The organism is Burkholderia sp. Bp9090 (genome assembly GCF_003857985.1).
In the GTDB taxonomy this organism is placed as follows: Bacteria; Pseudomonadota; Gammaproteobacteria; order Burkholderiales; family Burkholderiaceae; genus Burkholderia.
In genome coordinates this window covers 88,147-105,765 of sequence record NZ_QTPV01000002.1, presented here as the reverse complement: position 1 = coordinate 105,765, position 17,619 = coordinate 88,147, and the positions used below count along the sequence as shown (strand labels likewise).

The following is a 17,619-nucleotide window of genomic DNA, read 5'->3' as shown; positions in this document are numbered from 1 at the left end:
CCACTTGCTGTCTGCTGTACTACGCGCCGATTTTTTCGGCGAGCCGGCCGATGTACCAGGCCGAGAATTTTTCGACGAGACCTTCCGTGTACGGCGAATACGGGCCCGGCTCGTATGCGCTGCTGGTCGCGCCACGCTGCGAGAATTCGACGAGCGCGCGATCCTGGTCGTTGGTCGCGTTCCACACGGCCGTCAGGTTCTTCACGTCGTAGTCGATGCCTTCCTTCGCATCCTTGTGGACGAGCCACTTGGTGCGCACGAGCGTCTTGCCGGCCGACAGCGGAATCACCGAGAACGTCACGATGTGATCGCTCATGAAGTGATGCCACGAGTTCGGCTGCGTCCAGAACGACAGGCCACCGAGGTCGGCCTGGTCGAACTGGCCGAGCAGCTTCTTCGATGCGACCTTCGCGTCGAGCGTCTGCGATTCGCCGTGGCGGTCGAGCGGCAGGCGCTGCGTGCGGAAGCCCGTCACGTCGAGCAGCTTTTCGATTTCGGCGGACGGCAGGCCCATCTCGGCCCACTCCTTGCCGCGGCGCACGCAGGTTTCAGCGAACGCGTCCATGCCTTCGGCGTTCGCGTCGGAGCGCTGGTAGCCGAAGCCGTATTCGTACAGCGAGATCGTCAGCTCGGGATGGTTCGCGACGCAGTGATAGCACTCGCGGTTGTTCTCCATCGTGAGCTTCCAGTTGCCTTCCTCGATGATGTCGATCTGCGCGGCGATCTTCGTGTTCGGCAGATCGTGCGGCAGCAGATACGGCTCCATCTGGGCGCGCAGCTGCGCGAAATCGACCGGCGGCTCCTCGGCGAGGCAGATGAAGATCAGGCCCGCGAGGTTCTGCACGTGCACCGACTTCAGGCTGTGCTTGCAGCGGTCGAACTTCTCGCCCATGTGCTCGGCGAACATCAGCTGGCCGGTCAGGTTGTAGGTCCAGCTGTGGTACGGGCACACGATGTTGCCGACCGAGCCCTTATCCTCGTTGCACAGGCGCGCGCCGCGGTGGCGGCACACGTTGTGGAACGCGCGGATTTCCATGTCGTCGTCGCGCACGATCAGGATCGAGTCGCTGCCCAGTTCCACGGTCACGTAGTCGCCCGGCTCGGGAATGTCCGGTTCGACCGCGACCTGGATCCAGTGCTGGCGGAAAATCGCCTCCATGTCGAGGGCGAAGATGTCCTCGCTCGTGTAGAACGGCGCCTCGAGGCTGTAACCTTCCTTGCGTCGCTCGATCAGTGCACGAATGTCTGCCGATACTTTCATCGTTTGCTCCGGATTCCTTGCGTCCCAGTGTGGTTGCCGACAGGCATCAAAATCAGTAGTCGATGAGCTGATGCTCGCGCAAATACGCGAGGATCACTTGTGCTTTTTCGACTGAACTCCCTTCATTTACGACGTTGCCGCCGCGGCTTTCGGTCGTGGTCGCGGACAGCATCCGGGCATGCCCCGAGCGCTTCTCGGCGGCGACCAGCTTTACGGGTTTACGCTCGATCGGGCCGACCTTCCAGGCCGCCGCATCGGCGTCCGCGCCGGTCGACGTGAGTGCCGGGCGGATCGCGCCGGCCCGCAGCCGCGCATACGCGTAGCGCGGCGCCACGTTGGCGAGCGGATGGACCGCGACGACGGCCGGCAGCGCCGCGTCGACGCGCCGCCGCAGCCCTTTCGGCAAGAATTGCCGGACCGCCGCGCGGCCGCCGTCGACCGTCACGTCGACGGCCGAGCCGACGAGCGGATAGCCGAGCGCCGCGGCGACGCGATACGGCAGCATCCCGGTGTCGTACGCGCCCTCGGCGCGCGTGCCGGTCAGCACGAGGTCGTAGCCTTCGACGCGCGCGGCGAGCGCATGCGCGGCATCGTCGCCGTCGTGGCAGGCCAGCACCTCGACCTGCCGCGCGCCGAGCGCGAGATATTCAGCAAGCGCTTCATTCGCGGGATCGCCCGCATGGATCACGTCGAGCTGCGCGCGATGCCGCTCCGCGAGCTGGCGGCCGACCTCGAGCGCGGCCGCGTCGTTGCGGCTGTAGCGCGCGGTGCCGCTGACGGGGTGCCGGCCGACGGACACGAGCACCGCGATGCGTTGCAACTGGCGGGGGGCGTTCATGCTGCGACTCCTTCGGTTTCACGCGAGCCGACCGCGGCCGGCGATTGTCCGCGCGACGCGCGCGCGGCCTGCACCTGTTCGATCAGCGCGGCGATCGTCGCCTGCGCGTCGCCCACCACCGTCAGGTTCGCGCGCTTCGCGATCGGCGCGCTGCCGTCGAGGTTCACCGCGATCACGTGACGGCAGTCCTTGATCCCCTGCAAGTGCTGCACCGCGCCCGAGATGCCGAACGCGATGTACACGCTCGCCTCGACCGTCTTGCCGGTCGCGCCCACCTGCTTGTCGCGCGTGAAGTGACCGTTGTCGACCGCGACGCGGCTCGCGCCGATCGCCGCGCCGAACGCGCCGGCCAGTTGCTCGAACGCGCCGATGTCGGACACGCCGTTGCCGGCCGACACGATGAAGTCGGCTTCCTCCAGCGCGACCTGCGCCGCGTCGATTTCCTCGAGGCCGAGATCGCGGTATGGCTGCGCCGCGTCTCCGGCCGGGCGGATGAAGTCGGCGGCCAGGCGCTCGCCGGCGCCGACGAACGGCAGTTTCGCCTCGACCGCGTTCTGCGCGAGCAGGATCACGTCGGGCAGCCCGCGCGTCGCGAACGCGCGGCCGGCCTGCGCATACGCGCCGACATGCTTCGCGTCGATCTCGACCACGTGGGTCGCGACGCTCGCGCCGGCGGCCGCCGCGTACCGCCGGCCGAGATCGCCGTCGCCGGTCGCGTTGTCGGGCACGAACACGTGCTTCGGCGCGAGCGCCGCGGCGCATGCCTGCAAGGCTTGCAATTCGCTTTCGGGCGCGAAGGCGCGACGGTCGAAGTCGGCCAGCTCGATCAGCTTGTCGACGCCGAGTTCGGCGGCGTCATCCTTCAGTTCGCCGAATGCCAGCAGCGCGACTTCGGTCTGCGCGTCGGCGAGCACCGCGGCGGCGGCGATCGCCTGCCGCGCATGGTCGTCGAGCGCGCCGCGCTCGGCGTGCGCCACCACCAGCATCACGTGCTTCGGGTCCTGCACCGCGCGGCGCGGCTTCGCGGCCGCGGCGCCGTGGCCGTGCGCGGACCACTGCGCGGCGCTCGCGTCGGCGCTGCCTTCCTCGCCGAGCGTGATGCGCTTCAGGCCCGCGGCCGTGATGATGAACGGCCGGCGCGGATCGATTCGTTTGATCGTGTTCATCGATTCACTCCAGCGAGGCGGCAACGAGTTCGGCCACGTCGAGCACGTCGGGGCGCGGGCCCACGACGCCTTCGAGCATCGCCGTGCAGTTCGGGCAACCGACCGCGACCACGTCCGCGCCGATCGCGCGCGCGTCGGCGATGCGGATGTCGGGAATACGCTGCTTGCCCGGGATGTCGGTCAGCGGCGCACCGCCGCCACCGCCGCAGCAGCGCCCGCGCATGCCGTTGCGCTCCATCTCGACGACCTGGATGCCGATCGTCTTCAGCAGCTTGCGCGGCGATTCCGTCTCGCCGTTGTAGCGGCCGAGGTAGCACGGGTCGTGATACGTGGTGCGCTTCTCGCGCAGCGACTCGACCGCCTTCGGCGCGATCCTGCCGCTGTCGGCCAGCTCCGCGAGGTAGGTCGTGTGATGCTTGACCGTCACGCGCAGCCCGAGCGCGCGGTATTCGTTGCGCAGGCTGTGCATCACGTGCGGGTCGGCCGTCACGATCTGCTTGTACGACAGCGAGCCGAGCGTGCCGATCAGGCGCTTCGCCATCTGCTGGAACGTCGCTTCGTCGCCGAGGCGGCGTGCGACGTCGCCGGTGTCGGTCTCGGTCCCGCCGAGCACCGCGTAGTCGACGCCCGCCTTGTTCAGCACCTTGACGAACGCGCGCAGCGTGCGCTGGTAACGCATGTCGAATGCGCCTTCACCCGCGACGAACAGCACGTCGACCGGCTTGCCCGGTTGCGCGACCGGCGCGTTCAGGTCGACCGACCAGTCGTAGCGCGCAGCCGTGTCGTAGCCACCCATCGTGCCCGTCTCGCGCAGGTTCGCGAGCACTTCCTGGCCCTTGCCCGGCACCGTGCCGTGCACCAGCGTGCGGTTGCGGCGCATGTCGACGATCGCGTCGACGTGCTCGATCAGCATCGGGCACTCCTGCACGCATGCGCGGCAGGTGGTGCACGACCACAGCGTCTGCTCCTCGATCAGGCCCGACACGATCGGGCCGTTCGGCTCGCCGCGATGCTGGCCGACCGCGAGGCCCGGCGTCGGGCTGCCGGCGTACGCGGCATCGGTGCCGCCCGCCATCCCGACGACGAGATCCTGGATCAGTTTCTTCGGGTTCAGCGGCTGGCCCGATGCGAACGCGGGGCACGCGGCTTCGCACTTGCCGCACTGCACACACGCGTCGAAGCTCAGCAGCTGGTTCCAGCGGAATTCGACCGGCTTCGCGACGCCATACTCCTCGTGCTCGATGTCGGGCAGCTTCAGCGCGGTCGGCGGCGTGGCCGTGCCATTGCCCGTGAACGATTCACGGGTGGCCGCGAAACGCTCCTGGCGCGGGTGGAACGCAAGGTGCAGCAGGCCGGCGATCGCGTGCTTCATCGGGCCGCCCTTCGCGGCGCCGACGGTCATCGTGAAGGCGCCGGCGCCGATCAGCAGCGCGCAGAGCACCGCGAACGCACCCGACATCGCGCCGGTCGGCACGACCATGAACAGCACGAGGCCGAGCGCGAACGAGCCGAGCAGCCAGGGCAGCGCGTTCCACGGGCCGCGCGACAGGCGCGCCGGCACGTCCTTCGCCGCGCGGCGGCGCCAGACGAACACCACGCCGACGAGCATCGCGAGCGCCGCGAGGAAGATCAGCTTGTCGAGCCACGGCGAGTAGATCGCGAGGCCGTAGTTGACGAACACCAGCGCGAGCGCCGCGATCGCGCCGCCGGCGGTCGCGACGTGGGTCTTCGCGATGTACGGATCGCGGGCGACCACATGATGCAGGTCGACGAAGTAGCGCTTCGGGATCGCGAACAGGTTCGCGATGCCGAACGAGCCGGGCGCCGTCGCGCGCCCGAGACGCCAGTAGGACGAGCGCTTCGCGACCGCGAACGCGAGCCCCGCCACCGACAGCCACAGCAGTGCGGTAATGAGGAAAGCCGGATTCATTTTTTAGAAATCCTTGACGAGACGCAGCGAGTCGTAGATCGCACCGTGGACGTTGTGCATCGAGATGCAGTCGCCGACACGGAACAGCAGGAAGCGGCCGTTGCCCAGTTCTTCCGACAGGCACGGCTGCGGCTCGGCCGCGAACAGCGTGTGAGGATCGATCTGGCCGCGGTTCACCGACTCCGGCTTGAGCTTCCAGTACAGCTCGTCGTTCGGAGACGAACCGTTCTCGATCACGACCTGGTCGACCGCGCGCTCTTCCAGCTCCTCGGTGTATTCGTTGCGCAGCACGGCGATGATCTTGCCGTCTTCCTCATACACGCGATCGAGCATCGTGTTCGGCGTCGGGATCACGCCGAGCGCGTACAGGCGGCGATAGAAGATCGGGAACGTCGTGCCGCCGCAATCGTCGGCCACCTTCACGTCGGGCGTCACCACCTCGACCTTCGAGCCGCGGCTCGCCATGAAGTCGGCCACGCCGGCGCCCGCATGCGTGCTCACGCCGTCGAACAGCAGCACGTTCTGCTTCGGCTCGACCTTGCCGGTCAGGATGTCCCACGAGCTGACGGCGAGACCTTCGGCCACGCCCCACGCCGGCACCTGCCACGTGAAGCTCGAACCGCCGGTCGCGAGCACGACGATGTCCGGCTTCTCGGCCATGATCATCTTCTCGTCGGCGGCGACGCCGAGGCGCCGGTCGACGCCGAGACGCTTGGTTTCCATGTCGAACCAGCGGATGATCCCCGACATCTGTTCGCGCTGCGGCGCCTTCGCGGCGATCATCACCTGGCCGCCGACTTCGGCGTTCTTCTCGAACAGCACCACGTCGTGGCCGCGCAGCTTCGCGACGCGTGCGGCCTCGAGCCCCGCGGGGCCCGCGCCGACCACCACCACCTTGCGCTTCGGGCCGCGCGACTTCTCGATGATGTGCGGCATCGTCGCTTCGCGCGACGTCGCGGCGTTCTGGATGCACAGCACGTCGAGGCCGTTGTACTGGCGGTCGATGCAGTAGTTCGCGCCGACGCACTGCTTGATTTCGTCCTCGCGGCCGTCGCGGATCTTGATCACCATGTGCGGATCGGCGATCTGCGCGCGCGTCATGCCGACCAGGTCGATCATGCCGTTCGCGAGCAGGCGTTCGGCCTGGCCCGCGTCGCGGATGCTCTGTGCATGCATCACGGGAATCTTCACCACCGACTTGATGCCGGCCGCGAGGTGCACGAACGGCTCCGGCGGCAGCGCCATCGGCGGCATGCAGTTCGCGATCGTGTTGTGCGTGTCGCCGCCCGAGCCGACCACGCTCAGGTAGTCGATCAGGCCCGTCTCCGACATCGCCTGCGCAATTTCCTTCAGCGCTTCGTGATCGAGACCGTCCTCGTGGAATTCGTCGCCGCACATGCGCAGGCCGACGCAGAAGTCCTTGCCGACCGCTTCGCGCACGGCCGTCAGCACTTCGATGCCGAAGCGCAGACGGTTCTCGAGGCTGCCGCCCCATTCGTCGGTGCGGTGGTTCGAACGCTTGCTCCAGAACTGGTCGATCAGGTGCTGGTGCGCGGCGGAGATTTCGATGCCGTCCATGCCGGCTGCCTTCACGCGCTTCGCGGCGGCCGCGAAGTCGCCGATGATGCGGCGGATTTCCTCGATCTCGATGATCTTCGCGTTACCGCGGTGCACCGGCTCGCGCACGCCCGACGGCGACATCAGGTGCGGCCAGTGCTCGCCGTGGAACGACGAGCGGCGGCCCATGTGCGTCGCCTGGATCATGATCTTCGCGCCGTGCTTGTGCATCGTGTCGGCGAGACGCGTGAGCGGGTCGATGATCTTGTCGTTCGACAGGTTCACCGACTTCCACCAGCCCTGCGGGCTGTCGATCGACACGGGGCTCGAGCCGCCGCAGATCGCGAGGCCGACGCCACCCTTCGCCTTCTCTTCGTAATAGCGGATGTAGCGGTCGCCCGGCAGGCCGCCCGGCTCGGCATACACCTCCGCGTGCGCGGTGCTGACGATCCGGTTGCGCAGCGTCAGCTGGTTCAGCTGCATGGGTTTGAACAGGTGGGGATAACGCATCGCAGGCGACCTCTGGCGTTCGAATGTCTCGTGTTGCGGGTGTTGTTTGTTGCTGTGTCGTCGGGTCGGCGCGTCAGTGCGCGATCGGCGACACTTCGAAGACGCAGTGATCGTGGTGCTCGGCCGCACACTGCACTTCCTTCGACTGCGCGCGCGGCGCGCCCTTGCCTTCCGGCGTCGTGTCGTTGACCCAGTCCATCGCGCCGGCGAACCAGCCCGCGAACATGTAGCAGAGCTTGCCTTCCTTGCCCGGCTGCTGGAGCACGAACGACGAGTGGCGCAGCTCGATCTTCGCGCGTGCGCTGGCCGGATCGGCCTCGATGATCGAGAACAGGCCCCAGCCGCGTTGCGACAGGCGCTTCAGGTAGTGCTCGAACACCGCCATGCCGGTGAGGCCGTGCAGCTTCGCTTCCTTGTCGCACCAGTGGTACGCGGACTTGTAGCCGGCCTTGTAGAGGATCTCGGCATACGCCTCGACGCCGAGCGCTTCCTCGACGGCGACGTGGTTGTTCGTGAAGAAGTGGCGCGGCACGTACAGCATCGGCAGCGCGTCGGTGGTCCAGACGCCGGTATCGGGATCGACGTTGATCGGCAGTTGCGGTTGCATCGTGGTGACTCCGTGAGGAAAATTGGCCGCGCGGCTCAGGCGCAGGCACGACATCGTCCGCGTGCCCGCGCGACAGGCGCCGGCACGTCCCGATTGTTCTAGTGTTGAATCGCGGGTGGCGGTTCGGCTCGGCGGGCGCTTACGCGCCCCACACGTCCTTGAACACGCGCACCCAGTTCTCGCCCATGATCTTGCGGATGCGCGACTCCTTCCAGCCGTGGCGTTCCATCGCCGCGGTCAGGTTCGGGAATTCGCCGATCGTGCGGATGCCGTCCGGGTTGATCACCTTGCCGAAGTTCGTCAGCTGGCGATAGCGGCCCTTGTCATGCGTCAGCATGTCGAAGAATTCCTTCGCGAAATCCTGCGTGAAGTCCGTGCCGATGCCGACCGCGTCTTCGCCGATCAGGTTCACGACGTAGTCGATCGCCTCGATGTAGTCGTCGATGTTCGCCTCGATGCCGCGCTTCAGGAACGGCGCGAACATCGTCACGCCGACGAAGCCGCCGGCGTCGGCGATTTCCTTCAGCTGCGCGTCGCTCTTGTTGCGCGGATGTTCCTTCAGGCCCGACGGCAGGCAGTGCGAGTAGCACACCGGTTTCTTCGAGAACGCGATCGCTTCCGACGACGTGTTGCCGCCCACATGCGACAGGTCGACCATGATGCCGACGCGGTTCATCTCGGTGATCACTTCGCGGCCGAAGTCCGACAGGCCGCCGTCGCGCTCGTAGCAGCCGGTGCCGACCAGGTTCTGCGTGTTGTAGCAGAGCTGCACGACGCGCACGCCCATGTCGGCGAACGCCTCGATGTAGCCGAGGTTGTCCTCGAACGCGTGCGCGTTCTGGAAGCCGAGGATGATCCCCGTCTTGCCTTCCTTCTTCGCGCGGAAGATGTCGTCGGTCGTGCGCACCAGCGTCAGCAGTTCGCCGTTCTCGCGGATCTTCTGCTTCATCACGCCGATGTTGTCGACGGTCTTGGTGAAGTTCTCCCACACCGATACCGTGCAGTTCGCGGCCGTGATGCCGCCCTTGCGCATGTCCTCGAACACCGGCTTCTCGAACTTCGAGATGTTCAGTCCGTCGATGATGATGCTGTCCTGATGCAGCGTGCTCATATCTGCCTCTCGCTCCAGTCTCTGCTGTATGTGGGGTCGTCGATCAGTAAATCGGGAAGCGCTCGCAAAGCGCGAAAATCTCGCGGCGCACGCGCTGTTCGGTCGCGTGGTCGCCTTCGGGGTTCGCGCGCAGCGCGTCGAACACCTCGAGAATCAGGCGGCCGACTTCGCGGAACTCCGCGACGCCGAAGCCGCGCGTCGTGCCGGCCGGCGTGCCAAGGCGGATGCCCGACGTGACGGTCGGCTTCTCGGTGTCGAACGGAATGCCGTTCTTGTTGCAGGTGATGCCCGCGCGTTCGAGCGCCTGCTCGACCGGCGCGCCCTTCAGGCCCTTCGGGCGCAGGTCGACCAGCAGCAGGTGGTTGTCGGTGCCGCCGGTGACGAGGTCGACGCCGCCCGCCTTCAGCACTTCGCCGAGGGCCTGCGCGTTCGCGAGCACGTTGTCGATGTAGGTCTTGAAGTCCGCATGCAGCACTTCGCCGAACGCGACGGCCTTGCCGGCGATCACGTGCATCAGCGGGCCGCCCTGCAGGCCGGGGAACACGGCCGAGTTGATCTTCTTCGCGATCTCTTCGTCGTTGGTCAGCACGAAGCCGCCGCGCGGGCCGCGCAGCGTCTTGTGCGTGGTCGACGTGACGACGTGCGCGTGCTCGACCGGATTCGCATGGCGGCCGGCGGCGATCACGCCCGCGATGTGCGCCATGTCGACCATCAGCTTCGCGCCGACGCTGTCGGCGATCGCACGGAAGCGGGCGAAGTCCAGCGCGCGCGGGTATGCCGAGAAGCCGGCGATGATCAGGCTAGGCTTGTGCTCGTGCGCGAGTGCCTCGACCTGGTCGTAGTCGATCCGCATCGTGTCGCGGTTCACGCCGTACTGCACGGCGTTGAACCACTTGCCCGACAGCGCCGGCTTCGCGCCGTGCGTCAGGTGGCCGCCGGCGTCCAGCGACATGCCGAGCACCGTGTCGCCCGGCTTCGCGAGCGCGAGCATCACCGAACCGTTCGCCTGCGCGCCCGAGTGCGGCTGCACGTTCGCATAGCCGGCGTTGAAGATCTGCTTCACGCGCTCGATCGCCAGCGCCTCCACCTCGTCCGCGAATTCGCAGCCGCCGTAGTAACGCTTGCCCGGATAGCCTTCCGCATACTTGTTGGTCAGCACCGAACCCTGGGCCTCCAGCACCGCGCGCGACACGATGTTTTCCGACGCGATCAGCTCGACCTGCGACTGCTGGCGCTCGAGTTCCTTCAGGATGGCGCTGCGCACCGGCGCGTCGCGCTCGGCGAGGGGCTGCGAGAAGAAAGGCTGGGTGTTCGACATAGTGCGTCCGTGACGAAGAATAAAGGGCGTGAAACCGAAGCTCGAGGCCCGCCATACCTGGGTTTCCAGCGCATCCAGTGCAAGGCTGCCGACGGCTCTATTCTTGTCGTTCGGATTTTCGACGGATTGATGAATTTAGACGCGTTCTTTACCTTTTCCGCCATGCGCGTCCGTTTTGTACAAGTGACCGGTCGTGCTTTTCGGGATGACGAGGCAAGCCGGCGTGTGCTGTGAATTCGCGATTCACCGATGGACAGGCACTTCGCCGGTGCCTGTGCTGTGCTTCCCGGGTGCAGCGCGGCCCGCTTACGGTGCAGTGCAGCATCCGCCCCGCGCCCATACAACGTATGGAGCTAGGGTTTAGCCGTATGGCACGGTTGTTGCGCTCGCTCCCACAATACGGCAGCCCGATCCGTGCCTCGGGCTAAAAGCTATTAGAGATTCAAGGAACGCTCCCCATGTCGCCCGACCGCACAGCGTCGCTGTCCCACTTCGCGTTCATGCCTTTACCGAACTTCACGATGATCGCGTTCACCAATGCGATCGAGGTGCTTCGGATGGCGAACTACCTGAGCGGCCAGCCGCTCTACCGCTGGTCGATCATCAGCCCGGACGGCGGCCCGGTCACGGCGAGCAATGGCCTCACGGTCGACACGGGCCCGGCCGAGTGCGTCGGGCAGCCGGATATCGTATTCGTGTGCGGCGGCGTCGACGTGCAGCGCGCGACCACGCCCGCCCATCTGTCGACGCTGCGCCGCTTCGCGCGCTCGGGCATTCCGCTCGGCAGCCTGTGCACGGGCACCTATGCGCTCGCGAAGTCGGGGCTGCTCGCGGGCTACGCGTGCGCGATCCACTGGGAAAACATGTCGGCGCTGAAGGAAGAGTTTCCGGACACGCGCTTCCTGAAGGAACTGTTCGTGGTCGACCGCGATCGCATCACGTGCACGGGCGGCGTCGCGCCGCTCGACATGATGCTGAACCTGATCGCCGCGCGGATAGGCACGCCGCGCGTCACGCAGATCGCCGAGCAGTTCATCGTCGAACACGTGCGCGACACGAGCGCGCAACAGCGGATGCCGCTCGTCGCGCGGCTCGGCTCGGCGAACAAGTCGCTGTTCGAAGTGATTTCGCTGATGGAGAACAACATCGAGGAACCGCTGTCGCGCGAGGAGCTCGCGCGGCTCGCGAACATGTCGCAGCGGCAGTTGCAGCGCCTGTTCCGCGAACACCTCGGGATGACGCCCACGCACTATTACCTGACGCTGCGGCTGCGCCGCGCGCGCGAGCTGCTGCTGCAGACCGACATGTCGATCATGCACATCACGATGGCGTGCGGCTTCCAGTCGGCATGCCACTTCAGCAAGAGCTATCGCGACGCGTTCGGCGTCGCGCCGACGCGCGAACGCCGCAAGCAGGTCGCGCCGCTCGCGCAGGGCGCGGCGACATCCGCGCCGGCATTTCCGGCGCATGTGATTCATGCGTGACGCACGAGTTGCGCGATAAAAAAAAGCGGCCTCGAAGGCCGCTTTTTTCTGGTGCTTACGATCCCCACACCTGCATTTCGTCGAGCGAATACCCCCACTGCGTCGCCCGCTTCGTACCGAGCATCCGCACGTAGCGCCCCTGCGCATTCAGGTTCGGCAACGTGACGTGACCGTACGACACGCCGTTGTTCGTCGAGTAGACCGTCGTCCAGTTCGCGTTGTCGTTCGACGTCTGGATCTGGTACACGAGCGCGCCCGCGTCCCAGTAGAGATCGACGCTGCTGATCTTCTTCACCGCGCCGAGATCGACGGAGATCCATTGCGGATCGACGCCCGCGCCTTCCGGCGAATCCCAGCGCGTGCTGGTCGTGTTGCCGTCGAACGCCTTGTCCGCCGTCAGCGATGTGTTGTAGCTCGCCGACGCGGCAGCCGGCCGCCCTTGCGACAGCAGCGTCGGCTGCGCGGCGGCCGGGCCGCCGTAGTAGCTCGAGCCGAGCTTCGCCTTGGTCGTGTCCGCGTTCACGCCGAACTGCGACAGGCTCCAGCGCTGGCCGGTCGTCACGTCGCCGACGTAGAGCTGGTAGCCGCCCGCCGTCGTCGACGAGAAGAACACGTAGTTCGTGCCGGTCACCGGCGCCGGGTCCGAGTTGTTGCTCACGCAGTCGTTGATCGGCAGCGCGTTCGGCGTCGATGCCGGGTCCGCGGTCTTCGTGTAGATCTGGTCCGCGCCGCCGCTATCCTTCCAGCGTGCATAGAACACCATGCCGTCGCCGCGTACGATCGGATAGTAGGTCTGCAGACCGGCCGGATGATCGAACGTGGCGGTCGCGCCGGTCGCGATCGTGCGCTTCATCAGCCCCATGTTCGAGCCGGTGCCCGTCGCGTAGTAGACGGCGCTCGCGTCCGGCGCGAGGAACGGCATCGAGTATTCGGCGCCGGCCGGTGCGTTCGTCAGGCTCACGACCGACGTGAACACCGGGCCCGCGCTCGTGTACGACAGCGTGCCCTGCTTCACGTCGCCGTTCTGCTTGAACACGAGCGTCTTGCCGTCGGCGCTGAATTTCGGATCTTCGTTGCGCGTCGCGCCGGTGCTGTTCGTCAGGTTGACGGGCGGCGTGCCGGCGCCGAGCTGCAGCATGAACACGTTCCATGCGCCGTTGCTGATGCCCATGAACGCGAGCCACTTGCCGTCGGGGCTGAACACGCCGTTCATCGGATCGGTGATGCCCCAGCTGCTCTTGCTCAGCTGCGTGAGCGTATGGGCCGAAAAATCGTACAGGAACAGCTGGCTCGTGCCGTCGCCGTAGTTGACGTAGCTGTGATAGACGAGCTTGCCGGTCAGCGCCGCGGGAAACGACGCGTTGGATTGAGTCGGAGGATTGCTGATGCAGGCCGCTTCGGCGGCACCACTGGACAGGTTGAGAGCGATGCCGGCCACGAGGCCCGCAGCGAGGAACTTCGATTTCACGCTGATTGCTTCCGGGAAAGGTAGGGACGGAGCGGCCCGGGTCCCGCACACGGTGCACGGGGATCACGGGTCCGCCATCGGAGGGCGCGAACTCGGTATCGATCACGCATCGGGAATGAAACTTGCGCAGGATGCCTGCTCGCTCGTCTGAAGAAAAGGCTCAAAGTGAGTCGAAAACAACCGGATCAGCGACAGGCGCATCAGCGTTTGAGGGCGGGATTGAACGCGGCGGAGGCCGTGCTACTCTTTTTTCACGACGGCCGCGATCGGCCGGAGGGCAGGCATGAAGCGTTATGCGGCGCTGGCTCAGACGATTGGCGACGCGATCCGGCGTGGCGACCTCGGGCCCGGCGCGCGTATCCCGACCGTGCGCGCAGCGTGCCGCGCTTACCGTGTAAGTCCATCCACCGTGTTTCGCGCGTACTACAAGCTCGAAAGCGAGGGCCTGATCACCGCGCGTGCGCGCTCCGGATATTTCGTTGCGAACCTGGATGACAAGCGCGTGCGCGCGGGTCACGACACCCCGCGCAAACCGGCTGCGCCGCAGGCAGGCGACAACGATGTGCTGTTCCGCTTGCTCGACTCGCTCAAATTCGACGACATCGTGCCGCTGGGTTCCGCATTCGCGAGCTATTCGCTGTTTCCGATGAGCAGCCTGTGGCGGTATGCGGCGGCGGCGGCCCGCAACATGGACCGCGCGAAACTGCTGGCCGGACTGCCGCCCGGCCATGAAGCGCTGCGCCGCCAGATCGCACTGCGCTACCTGAACGCGGGCGCGTCATTGCCGATGGAAGAGATCGTCATCACGACCGGCGCGGCCGAAGCGCTGACGCTGAGCCTGCAGGCGCTCACGCGCCCCGGCGACATCGTCGCGATCGAACGTCCGGCCTACCACGCGGTACTGCAGGCCGTGCGGCGGCTGCATCTGAAGGCCATCGAAATCCCGGTGGATCCGCGCACCGGCCTCGATCTCGATGCGCTCGCCGACGCGCTCGACACGCATCCGGTGCGCGCCTGCTGGTTCATGACCTCGTTCCACAACCCGACCGGCGCGACGCTGCCCGACGAGCGCAAGCGCGCGCTGATCGACCTGCTCGCGTCGCACCGCGTGCCGCTGATCGAGGACGACGTGTTCGGCGAACTGCACTTCGGCCCGACGCCCACGCGGCCCGCGAAGCTGTACGACGAAAGCGGGCTGGTGCTGCATTGCGGTTCGTTCTCGAAGTGCCTCGCCCCCGGTTTCCGGATCGGCTGGGTCGCGGCCGGACGCTACGTGAAGCAGATCAGGCAGGTGAAGAACGCGAGCGCGCCGGCGGCCGACGTGCCCGCGCAGATGGCTGTATCCCGCTACCTGCTCAACGGCGCGTACGACCGCTTCCTGCGCAGGCTCCGCCGCAACCTGGCGGCGCACCAGGCACAGATGCTGGCGGCCGTCCGCGCGTACTTCCCGCCCGACACGGCGGTGCATGCCCCGCGCGGCGGGTATTTCCTGTGGATCGAATTGCCGCCGCACGTGGATGCGATGCGGTTGTTCGGCGACGCGATGAAAAACGGCGTCAGCCTCGCGCCCGGGCCGATTTTTTCCATGACGGGCGCCTTTCACCGCTACGTCCGGCTGAACTACGGCCGGCCGTGGACCCCTGCCGTCGAGGACGCGATGCAAACCCTCGGGACGCTCGCGGGGCGGCAACGACAGACGAGGTAGCAACGACCATGCAAGTCCTGCCCATCCGGAAAGTCCGCACGCGCGACACGTTGCGCGGCGCACTGAACCTGCGCGCCGAGCCGCGCGATGCCGTCAGCCAGCGCTGCCGGCAATGCGGCTTCATGGCATTCCGCGCCACCGAGCAATGCCCCGTCTGCGGACTCGGGGACTGGCCGTTCGCGCCGCTGAGCGAATCGAGCGAATCGAGGGAATCGAGGGAATCGAGCGACCAGAGCAACCAGAGCGACGAGGCGCAGGCCGCTCCTCCGCACGACGCGCTCCCCGTCCCGACATGGTCGTCGCGCATCGGCGCCGCGGTGCGCAGCGCGGCGATCCGGCGGCCGAGCGCGTCGAGCGCGCCGCTGCTGAGCATCCTGACCCTCGTGCTGCTGGTCGGCGGCTATGTGACGTTCGACCGGACGTGCAAGGCCGACCCGGTCTGCCGCGGCCAGGGCGCGCCGGCGCCAGCGGCAAACGACGCCAGTCTGCATGCGGCCGACGCGCAGACGTTGCCGGTCGTGCCCGCGCCCGTCTATGCATTTCATCCGGCCGACCACCCGGCGCTCGACCCCGACCGGCTTGCCGCCGCCGACCGGCTGGACGCAACCGATCGAGCAGGCTATGCCGGCACGAGCCGGCACATGACCGGACGCACGGCAACCACGGTCGCGCGGCACGCACCAGTGGTGCGCGCGCGCAGCGGTACTCGCGTCGTCAACTGGAAAGGCGGCGCTACCGCGACGCGACACGCGCACGCGATCCGCCGCGTGAGCCTGCATACGCGCCACGGTCGGCGCGCGACGGCAAGCGCGACCCAAGTGGCCATGGTCTATCGCGCGCACTGAGCGCCGGGCGCGCCGGAATTCGGCGCGATCGCGGCCGCGATGCTGTTGTACGGAATCGCCGCATACGACTCGAAGCGCAAGCCGGCGAGCGTCCGGCCGTTCGTGTCGGCGTTCGGCGGCCGGTTGGCCGCGGCGATCGGTCTCGTGCCGCACGCCGTATCGCAGCAATCGCGGGCCGTGGCGATCGGGGTTCGCCTGCGCCGGCAGCGCCCGCCCACAGCAAAAACGGGCGGCACCGTTTCCGGTACCGCCCGTTTCATGTTCCGCCCGTTCGTGCGTCAGGCCGCCAGCAAGCCGTGCGGATCGATCACGAATTTGCGCGGCGCGCCGCCGTCGAACTTCTTGTAGCCTTCCGGCGCCTGATCGAGCGAGATCACCTCGACGTTGACGATCTTCGCGATCGGCAGACGGTCGAACAGGATGGCCTGCATCAGGTTGCGGTTGTACTTCAGCACCGGCGTCTGGCCCGTGAAGAACGAATGCGACTTCGCCCAGCCGAGGCCGAAGCGGATGCTCAGGCTGCCGTGCTGCGCGGCCTTGTCCTTCGCGCCCGGATCGTCCGTCACGTACAGGCCCGGAATGCCGATCGCGCCGGCCGGGCGCGTGATTTCCATCAGCGAGTTCAACACCGTCGCGGGCGCTTCCTCGGAATGGCCCGACGAACCGTGGCCGTGCGCCTCGAAGCCGACGCAGTCGACCGCGCAGTCGATCTCCGGCACGCCGAGGATCTGCTCGATCTGCTCGCCGAGCGACGCGTCCTTCGACAGGTCGACCGTCTCGAAGCCCATCGCCCGCGCGTGCGCGAGGCGTTCCGCGTTCATGTCGCCGACGATCGTGACCGCCGCGCCGAGCAGGCGCGCCGATGCGGCCGCCGCCATCCCGACCGGGCCCGCGCCCGCGATGTAGACCGTCGAGCCCGGCTTCACGCCCGCGCTCACCGCACCGTGATAACCGGTCGGCAGAATGTCGGACAGGCAGGTCAGGTCGCGGATCTTCGCCATTGCCTGGTCGCGGTCCGGGAATTTCAGCAGGTTGAAGTCGGCGTACGGCACGAGCACGTACTCGGCCTGGCCGCCGATCCAGCCGCCCATGTCGACGTAGCCGTATGCGCCGCCGGCTCGCGACGGGTTCACGTTCAGACACACGCCCGTATGCGTGTCCTTGCACATCGCGCAGCGGCCGCACGCGACGTTGAAGGGCACCGACACGAGATCGCCGATCTTCAGCGTCTCGACGTCGCGGCCCACCTCGACCACTTCGCCCGTGATCTCGTGACCGAGCACGAGGCCGATCGGCGCGGTCGTGCGGCCGCGCACCATGTGCTGGTCGGAACCGCAGATGTTCGTGCTGACCACTTTCAGGATCACGCCGTGGCCGATCGCGCGGCCGGTCGGATCGACCATCTTCGGATAATCGATCTTCTGAACTTCGACCTTGCCCGGCCCAAGATAGACGACACCTCGATTGCTGCTCATCGTATTGTCTCCATGTCTCGTTGGATGGCGCTGCTGTGCGCCGGCAGATGCGGTGCTACGCAACGTGCTGTTCGAGAGTAGTCCCGGAGGTGGGGGCGTCGATGTCTCAAACGCGACACGCGTTTGATCGGTGCCGACATCGGTGGCGGAAATGCGAAAGTCGGGCCGGAAAAGGGGTGCGGGGTGGGGGCTGCAGGAGATGCAGGCCGCGAGGCCGCCGGAGCCGCCGATCGGCGCGAACGACCCGCCAATCCGTGCGTTGGGCGGGTGCGTTGATTGGTACTTTGATCGGGGCCTTGATCCGGGGGCGCCGATCGGGTGGCCTATTCGGGCGCGTTGGTCGG

The 17,619-nt window shown here is 67.0% G+C and carries 14 protein-coding genes; 4 read left to right on the top strand and 10 right to left on the bottom strand.

Annotated elements, in window-relative coordinates:
- Positions 1–19 precede the first annotated feature (19 nt).
- The 8 genes from DIE16_RS02150 to DIE16_RS02115 all read right to left on the bottom strand — a co-directional run bounded on the left by DIE16_RS02150 (position 20) and on the right by DIE16_RS02115 (position 10,298).
- Positions 20–1,261 carry an aromatic ring-hydroxylating dioxygenase subunit alpha gene (locus DIE16_RS02150; RefSeq protein ID WP_044844357.1) on the bottom strand — a complete coding sequence of 414 codons (1,242 nt, stop codon included), beginning with the start codon at positions 1,259–1,261 and terminating at the stop codon, positions 20–22.
- Between the two features lie 52 nt (positions 1,262–1,313).
- Entirely contained in the window at positions 1,314–2,099 is a 786-nt protein-coding gene (locus tag DIE16_RS02145; protein WP_044844358.1) for an electron transfer flavoprotein subunit beta/FixA family protein, read from the bottom strand.
- Positions 2,096–3,265 carry an electron transfer flavoprotein subunit alpha/FixB family protein gene (locus DIE16_RS02140; RefSeq protein ID WP_124521487.1) on the bottom strand — a complete coding sequence of 390 codons (1,170 nt, stop codon included), beginning with the start codon at positions 3,263–3,265 and terminating at the stop codon, positions 2,096–2,098. Before DIE16_RS02140 ends, DIE16_RS02145 begins: the two co-directional genes overlap by 4 nt.
- A gap of 4 nt (positions 3,266–3,269) precedes the next feature.
- A complete protein-coding gene (locus DIE16_RS02135; RefSeq protein ID WP_124891675.1) occupies positions 3,270–5,195 on the bottom strand; it encodes a (Fe-S)-binding protein in 1,926 nt (641 codons plus the stop codon).
- A 3-nt stretch (positions 5,196–5,198) separates the two neighbouring features.
- Positions 5,199–7,262 (bottom strand): NADH:flavin oxidoreductase, encoded by a 2,064-nt coding sequence (locus DIE16_RS02130; RefSeq protein ID WP_044844361.1) that lies wholly within the window; start codon positions 7,260–7,262, stop codon positions 5,199–5,201.
- 73 nt (positions 7,263–7,335) lie between these two features.
- Positions 7,336–7,869 (bottom strand): DUF5943 domain-containing protein, encoded by a 534-nt coding sequence (locus DIE16_RS02125; RefSeq protein ID WP_006488993.1) that lies wholly within the window; start codon positions 7,867–7,869, stop codon positions 7,336–7,338.
- Between the two features lie 139 nt (positions 7,870–8,008).
- Positions 8,009–8,980, bottom strand: a complete 972-nt coding sequence (locus DIE16_RS02120) for a dipeptidase (protein WP_044844362.1) — start codon at positions 8,978–8,980, stop codon at positions 8,009–8,011.
- A gap of 43 nt (positions 8,981–9,023) precedes the next feature.
- Positions 9,024–10,298, bottom strand: coding sequence for a serine hydroxymethyltransferase (locus tag DIE16_RS02115; RefSeq protein ID WP_044844363.1), 1,275 nt, complete (start codon positions 10,296–10,298; stop codon positions 9,024–9,026).
- Between the two features lie 9 nt (positions 10,299–10,307).
- Between DIE16_RS02115 and DIE16_RS02110 the strand changes: the two genes are divergently transcribed.
- Together DIE16_RS02110 and DIE16_RS02105 are read left to right on the top strand one after the other, a co-directional pair.
- Positions 10,308–10,532 carry a hypothetical protein gene (locus tag DIE16_RS02110; RefSeq protein WP_124891674.1) on the top strand — a complete coding sequence of 75 codons (225 nt, stop codon included), beginning with the start codon at positions 10,308–10,310 and terminating at the stop codon, positions 10,530–10,532.
- A gap of 224 nt (positions 10,533–10,756) precedes the next feature.
- The gene (locus tag DIE16_RS02105; RefSeq protein ID WP_124521481.1) at positions 10,757–11,782 is read left to right on the top strand and encodes a GlxA family transcriptional regulator; all 1,026 of its coding nucleotides are present in this window, start codon (positions 10,757–10,759) and stop codon (positions 11,780–11,782) included.
- A 55-nt stretch (positions 11,783–11,837) separates the two neighbouring features.
- Here DIE16_RS02105 and DIE16_RS02100 read toward each other — a convergent pair whose 3' ends face one another.
- The gene (locus DIE16_RS02100) at positions 11,838–13,250 is read right to left on the bottom strand and encodes a discoidin domain-containing protein (protein ID WP_044844365.1); all 1,413 of its coding nucleotides are present in this window, start codon (positions 13,248–13,250) and stop codon (positions 11,838–11,840) included.
- A 283-nt stretch (positions 13,251–13,533) separates the two neighbouring features.
- Between DIE16_RS02100 and DIE16_RS02095 the strand changes: the two genes are divergently transcribed.
- Both DIE16_RS02095 and DIE16_RS02090 read left to right on the top strand, forming a co-directional pair.
- Positions 13,534–14,955: a PLP-dependent aminotransferase family protein gene (locus DIE16_RS02095; protein ID WP_124891673.1), complete on the top strand. Its 1,422-nt coding sequence runs from the start codon at positions 13,534–13,536 to the stop codon at positions 14,953–14,955.
- 8 nt (positions 14,956–14,963) lie between these two features.
- Complete coding sequence (locus DIE16_RS02090; protein ID WP_124485144.1) at positions 14,964–15,800, top strand: ATP-dependent serine protease; 837 nt, start codon at positions 14,964–14,966, stop codon at positions 15,798–15,800.
- A gap of 278 nt (positions 15,801–16,078) precedes the next feature.
- On the opposite strand, the gene fdhA is transcribed toward DIE16_RS02090, so the two are convergent.
- The gene (fdhA, locus tag DIE16_RS02080) at positions 16,079–17,275 is read right to left on the bottom strand and encodes a formaldehyde dehydrogenase, glutathione-independent (protein ID WP_044844368.1); all 1,197 of its coding nucleotides are present in this window, start codon (positions 17,273–17,275) and stop codon (positions 16,079–16,081) included.
- Between the last annotated feature and the right edge of the window lie 344 nt (positions 17,276–17,619).

Excerpts from the sequence above, each read along its gene's own strand:
- DIE16_RS02105 (WP_124521481.1), top strand. The coding sequence starts at position 10,757 with ATGTCGCCCGACCGCACAGCGTCGCTGTCCCACTTCGCGTTCATGCCT.
- DIE16_RS02125 (WP_006488993.1), bottom strand. The coding sequence starts at position 7,869 with ATGCAACCGCAACTGCCGATCAACGTCGATCCCGATACCGGCGTCTGG.
- DIE16_RS02130 (WP_044844361.1), bottom strand. The coding sequence starts at position 7,262 with ATGCGTTATCCCCACCTGTTCAAACCCATGCAGCTGAACCAGCTGACG.
- DIE16_RS02115 (WP_044844363.1), bottom strand. The coding sequence starts at position 10,298 with ATGTCGAACACCCAGCCTTTCTTCTCGCAGCCCCTCGCCGAGCGCGAC.
- DIE16_RS02095 (WP_124891673.1), top strand. The coding sequence starts at position 13,534 with ATGAAGCGTTATGCGGCGCTGGCTCAGACGATTGGCGACGCGATCCGG.
- DIE16_RS02150 (WP_044844357.1), bottom strand. The coding sequence starts at position 1,261 with ATGAAAGTATCGGCAGACATTCGTGCACTGATCGAGCGACGCAAGGAA.
- DIE16_RS02135 (WP_124891675.1), bottom strand. The coding sequence starts at position 5,195 with ATGAATCCGGCTTTCCTCATTACCGCACTGCTGTGGCTGTCGGTGGCG.
- DIE16_RS02140 (WP_124521487.1), bottom strand. The coding sequence starts at position 3,265 with ATGAACACGATCAAACGAATCGATCCGCGCCGGCCGTTCATCATCACG.
- DIE16_RS02145 (WP_044844358.1), bottom strand. The coding sequence starts at position 2,099 with ATGAACGCCCCCCGCCAGTTGCAACGCATCGCGGTGCTCGTGTCCGTC.
- DIE16_RS02090 (WP_124485144.1), top strand. The coding sequence starts at position 14,964 with ATGCAAGTCCTGCCCATCCGGAAAGTCCGCACGCGCGACACGTTGCGC.
- DIE16_RS02120 (WP_044844362.1), bottom strand. The coding sequence starts at position 8,980 with ATGAGCACGCTGCATCAGGACAGCATCATCATCGACGGACTGAACATC.
- fdhA (WP_044844368.1), bottom strand. The coding sequence starts at position 17,275 with ATGAGCAGCAATCGAGGTGTCGTCTATCTTGGGCCGGGCAAGGTCGAA.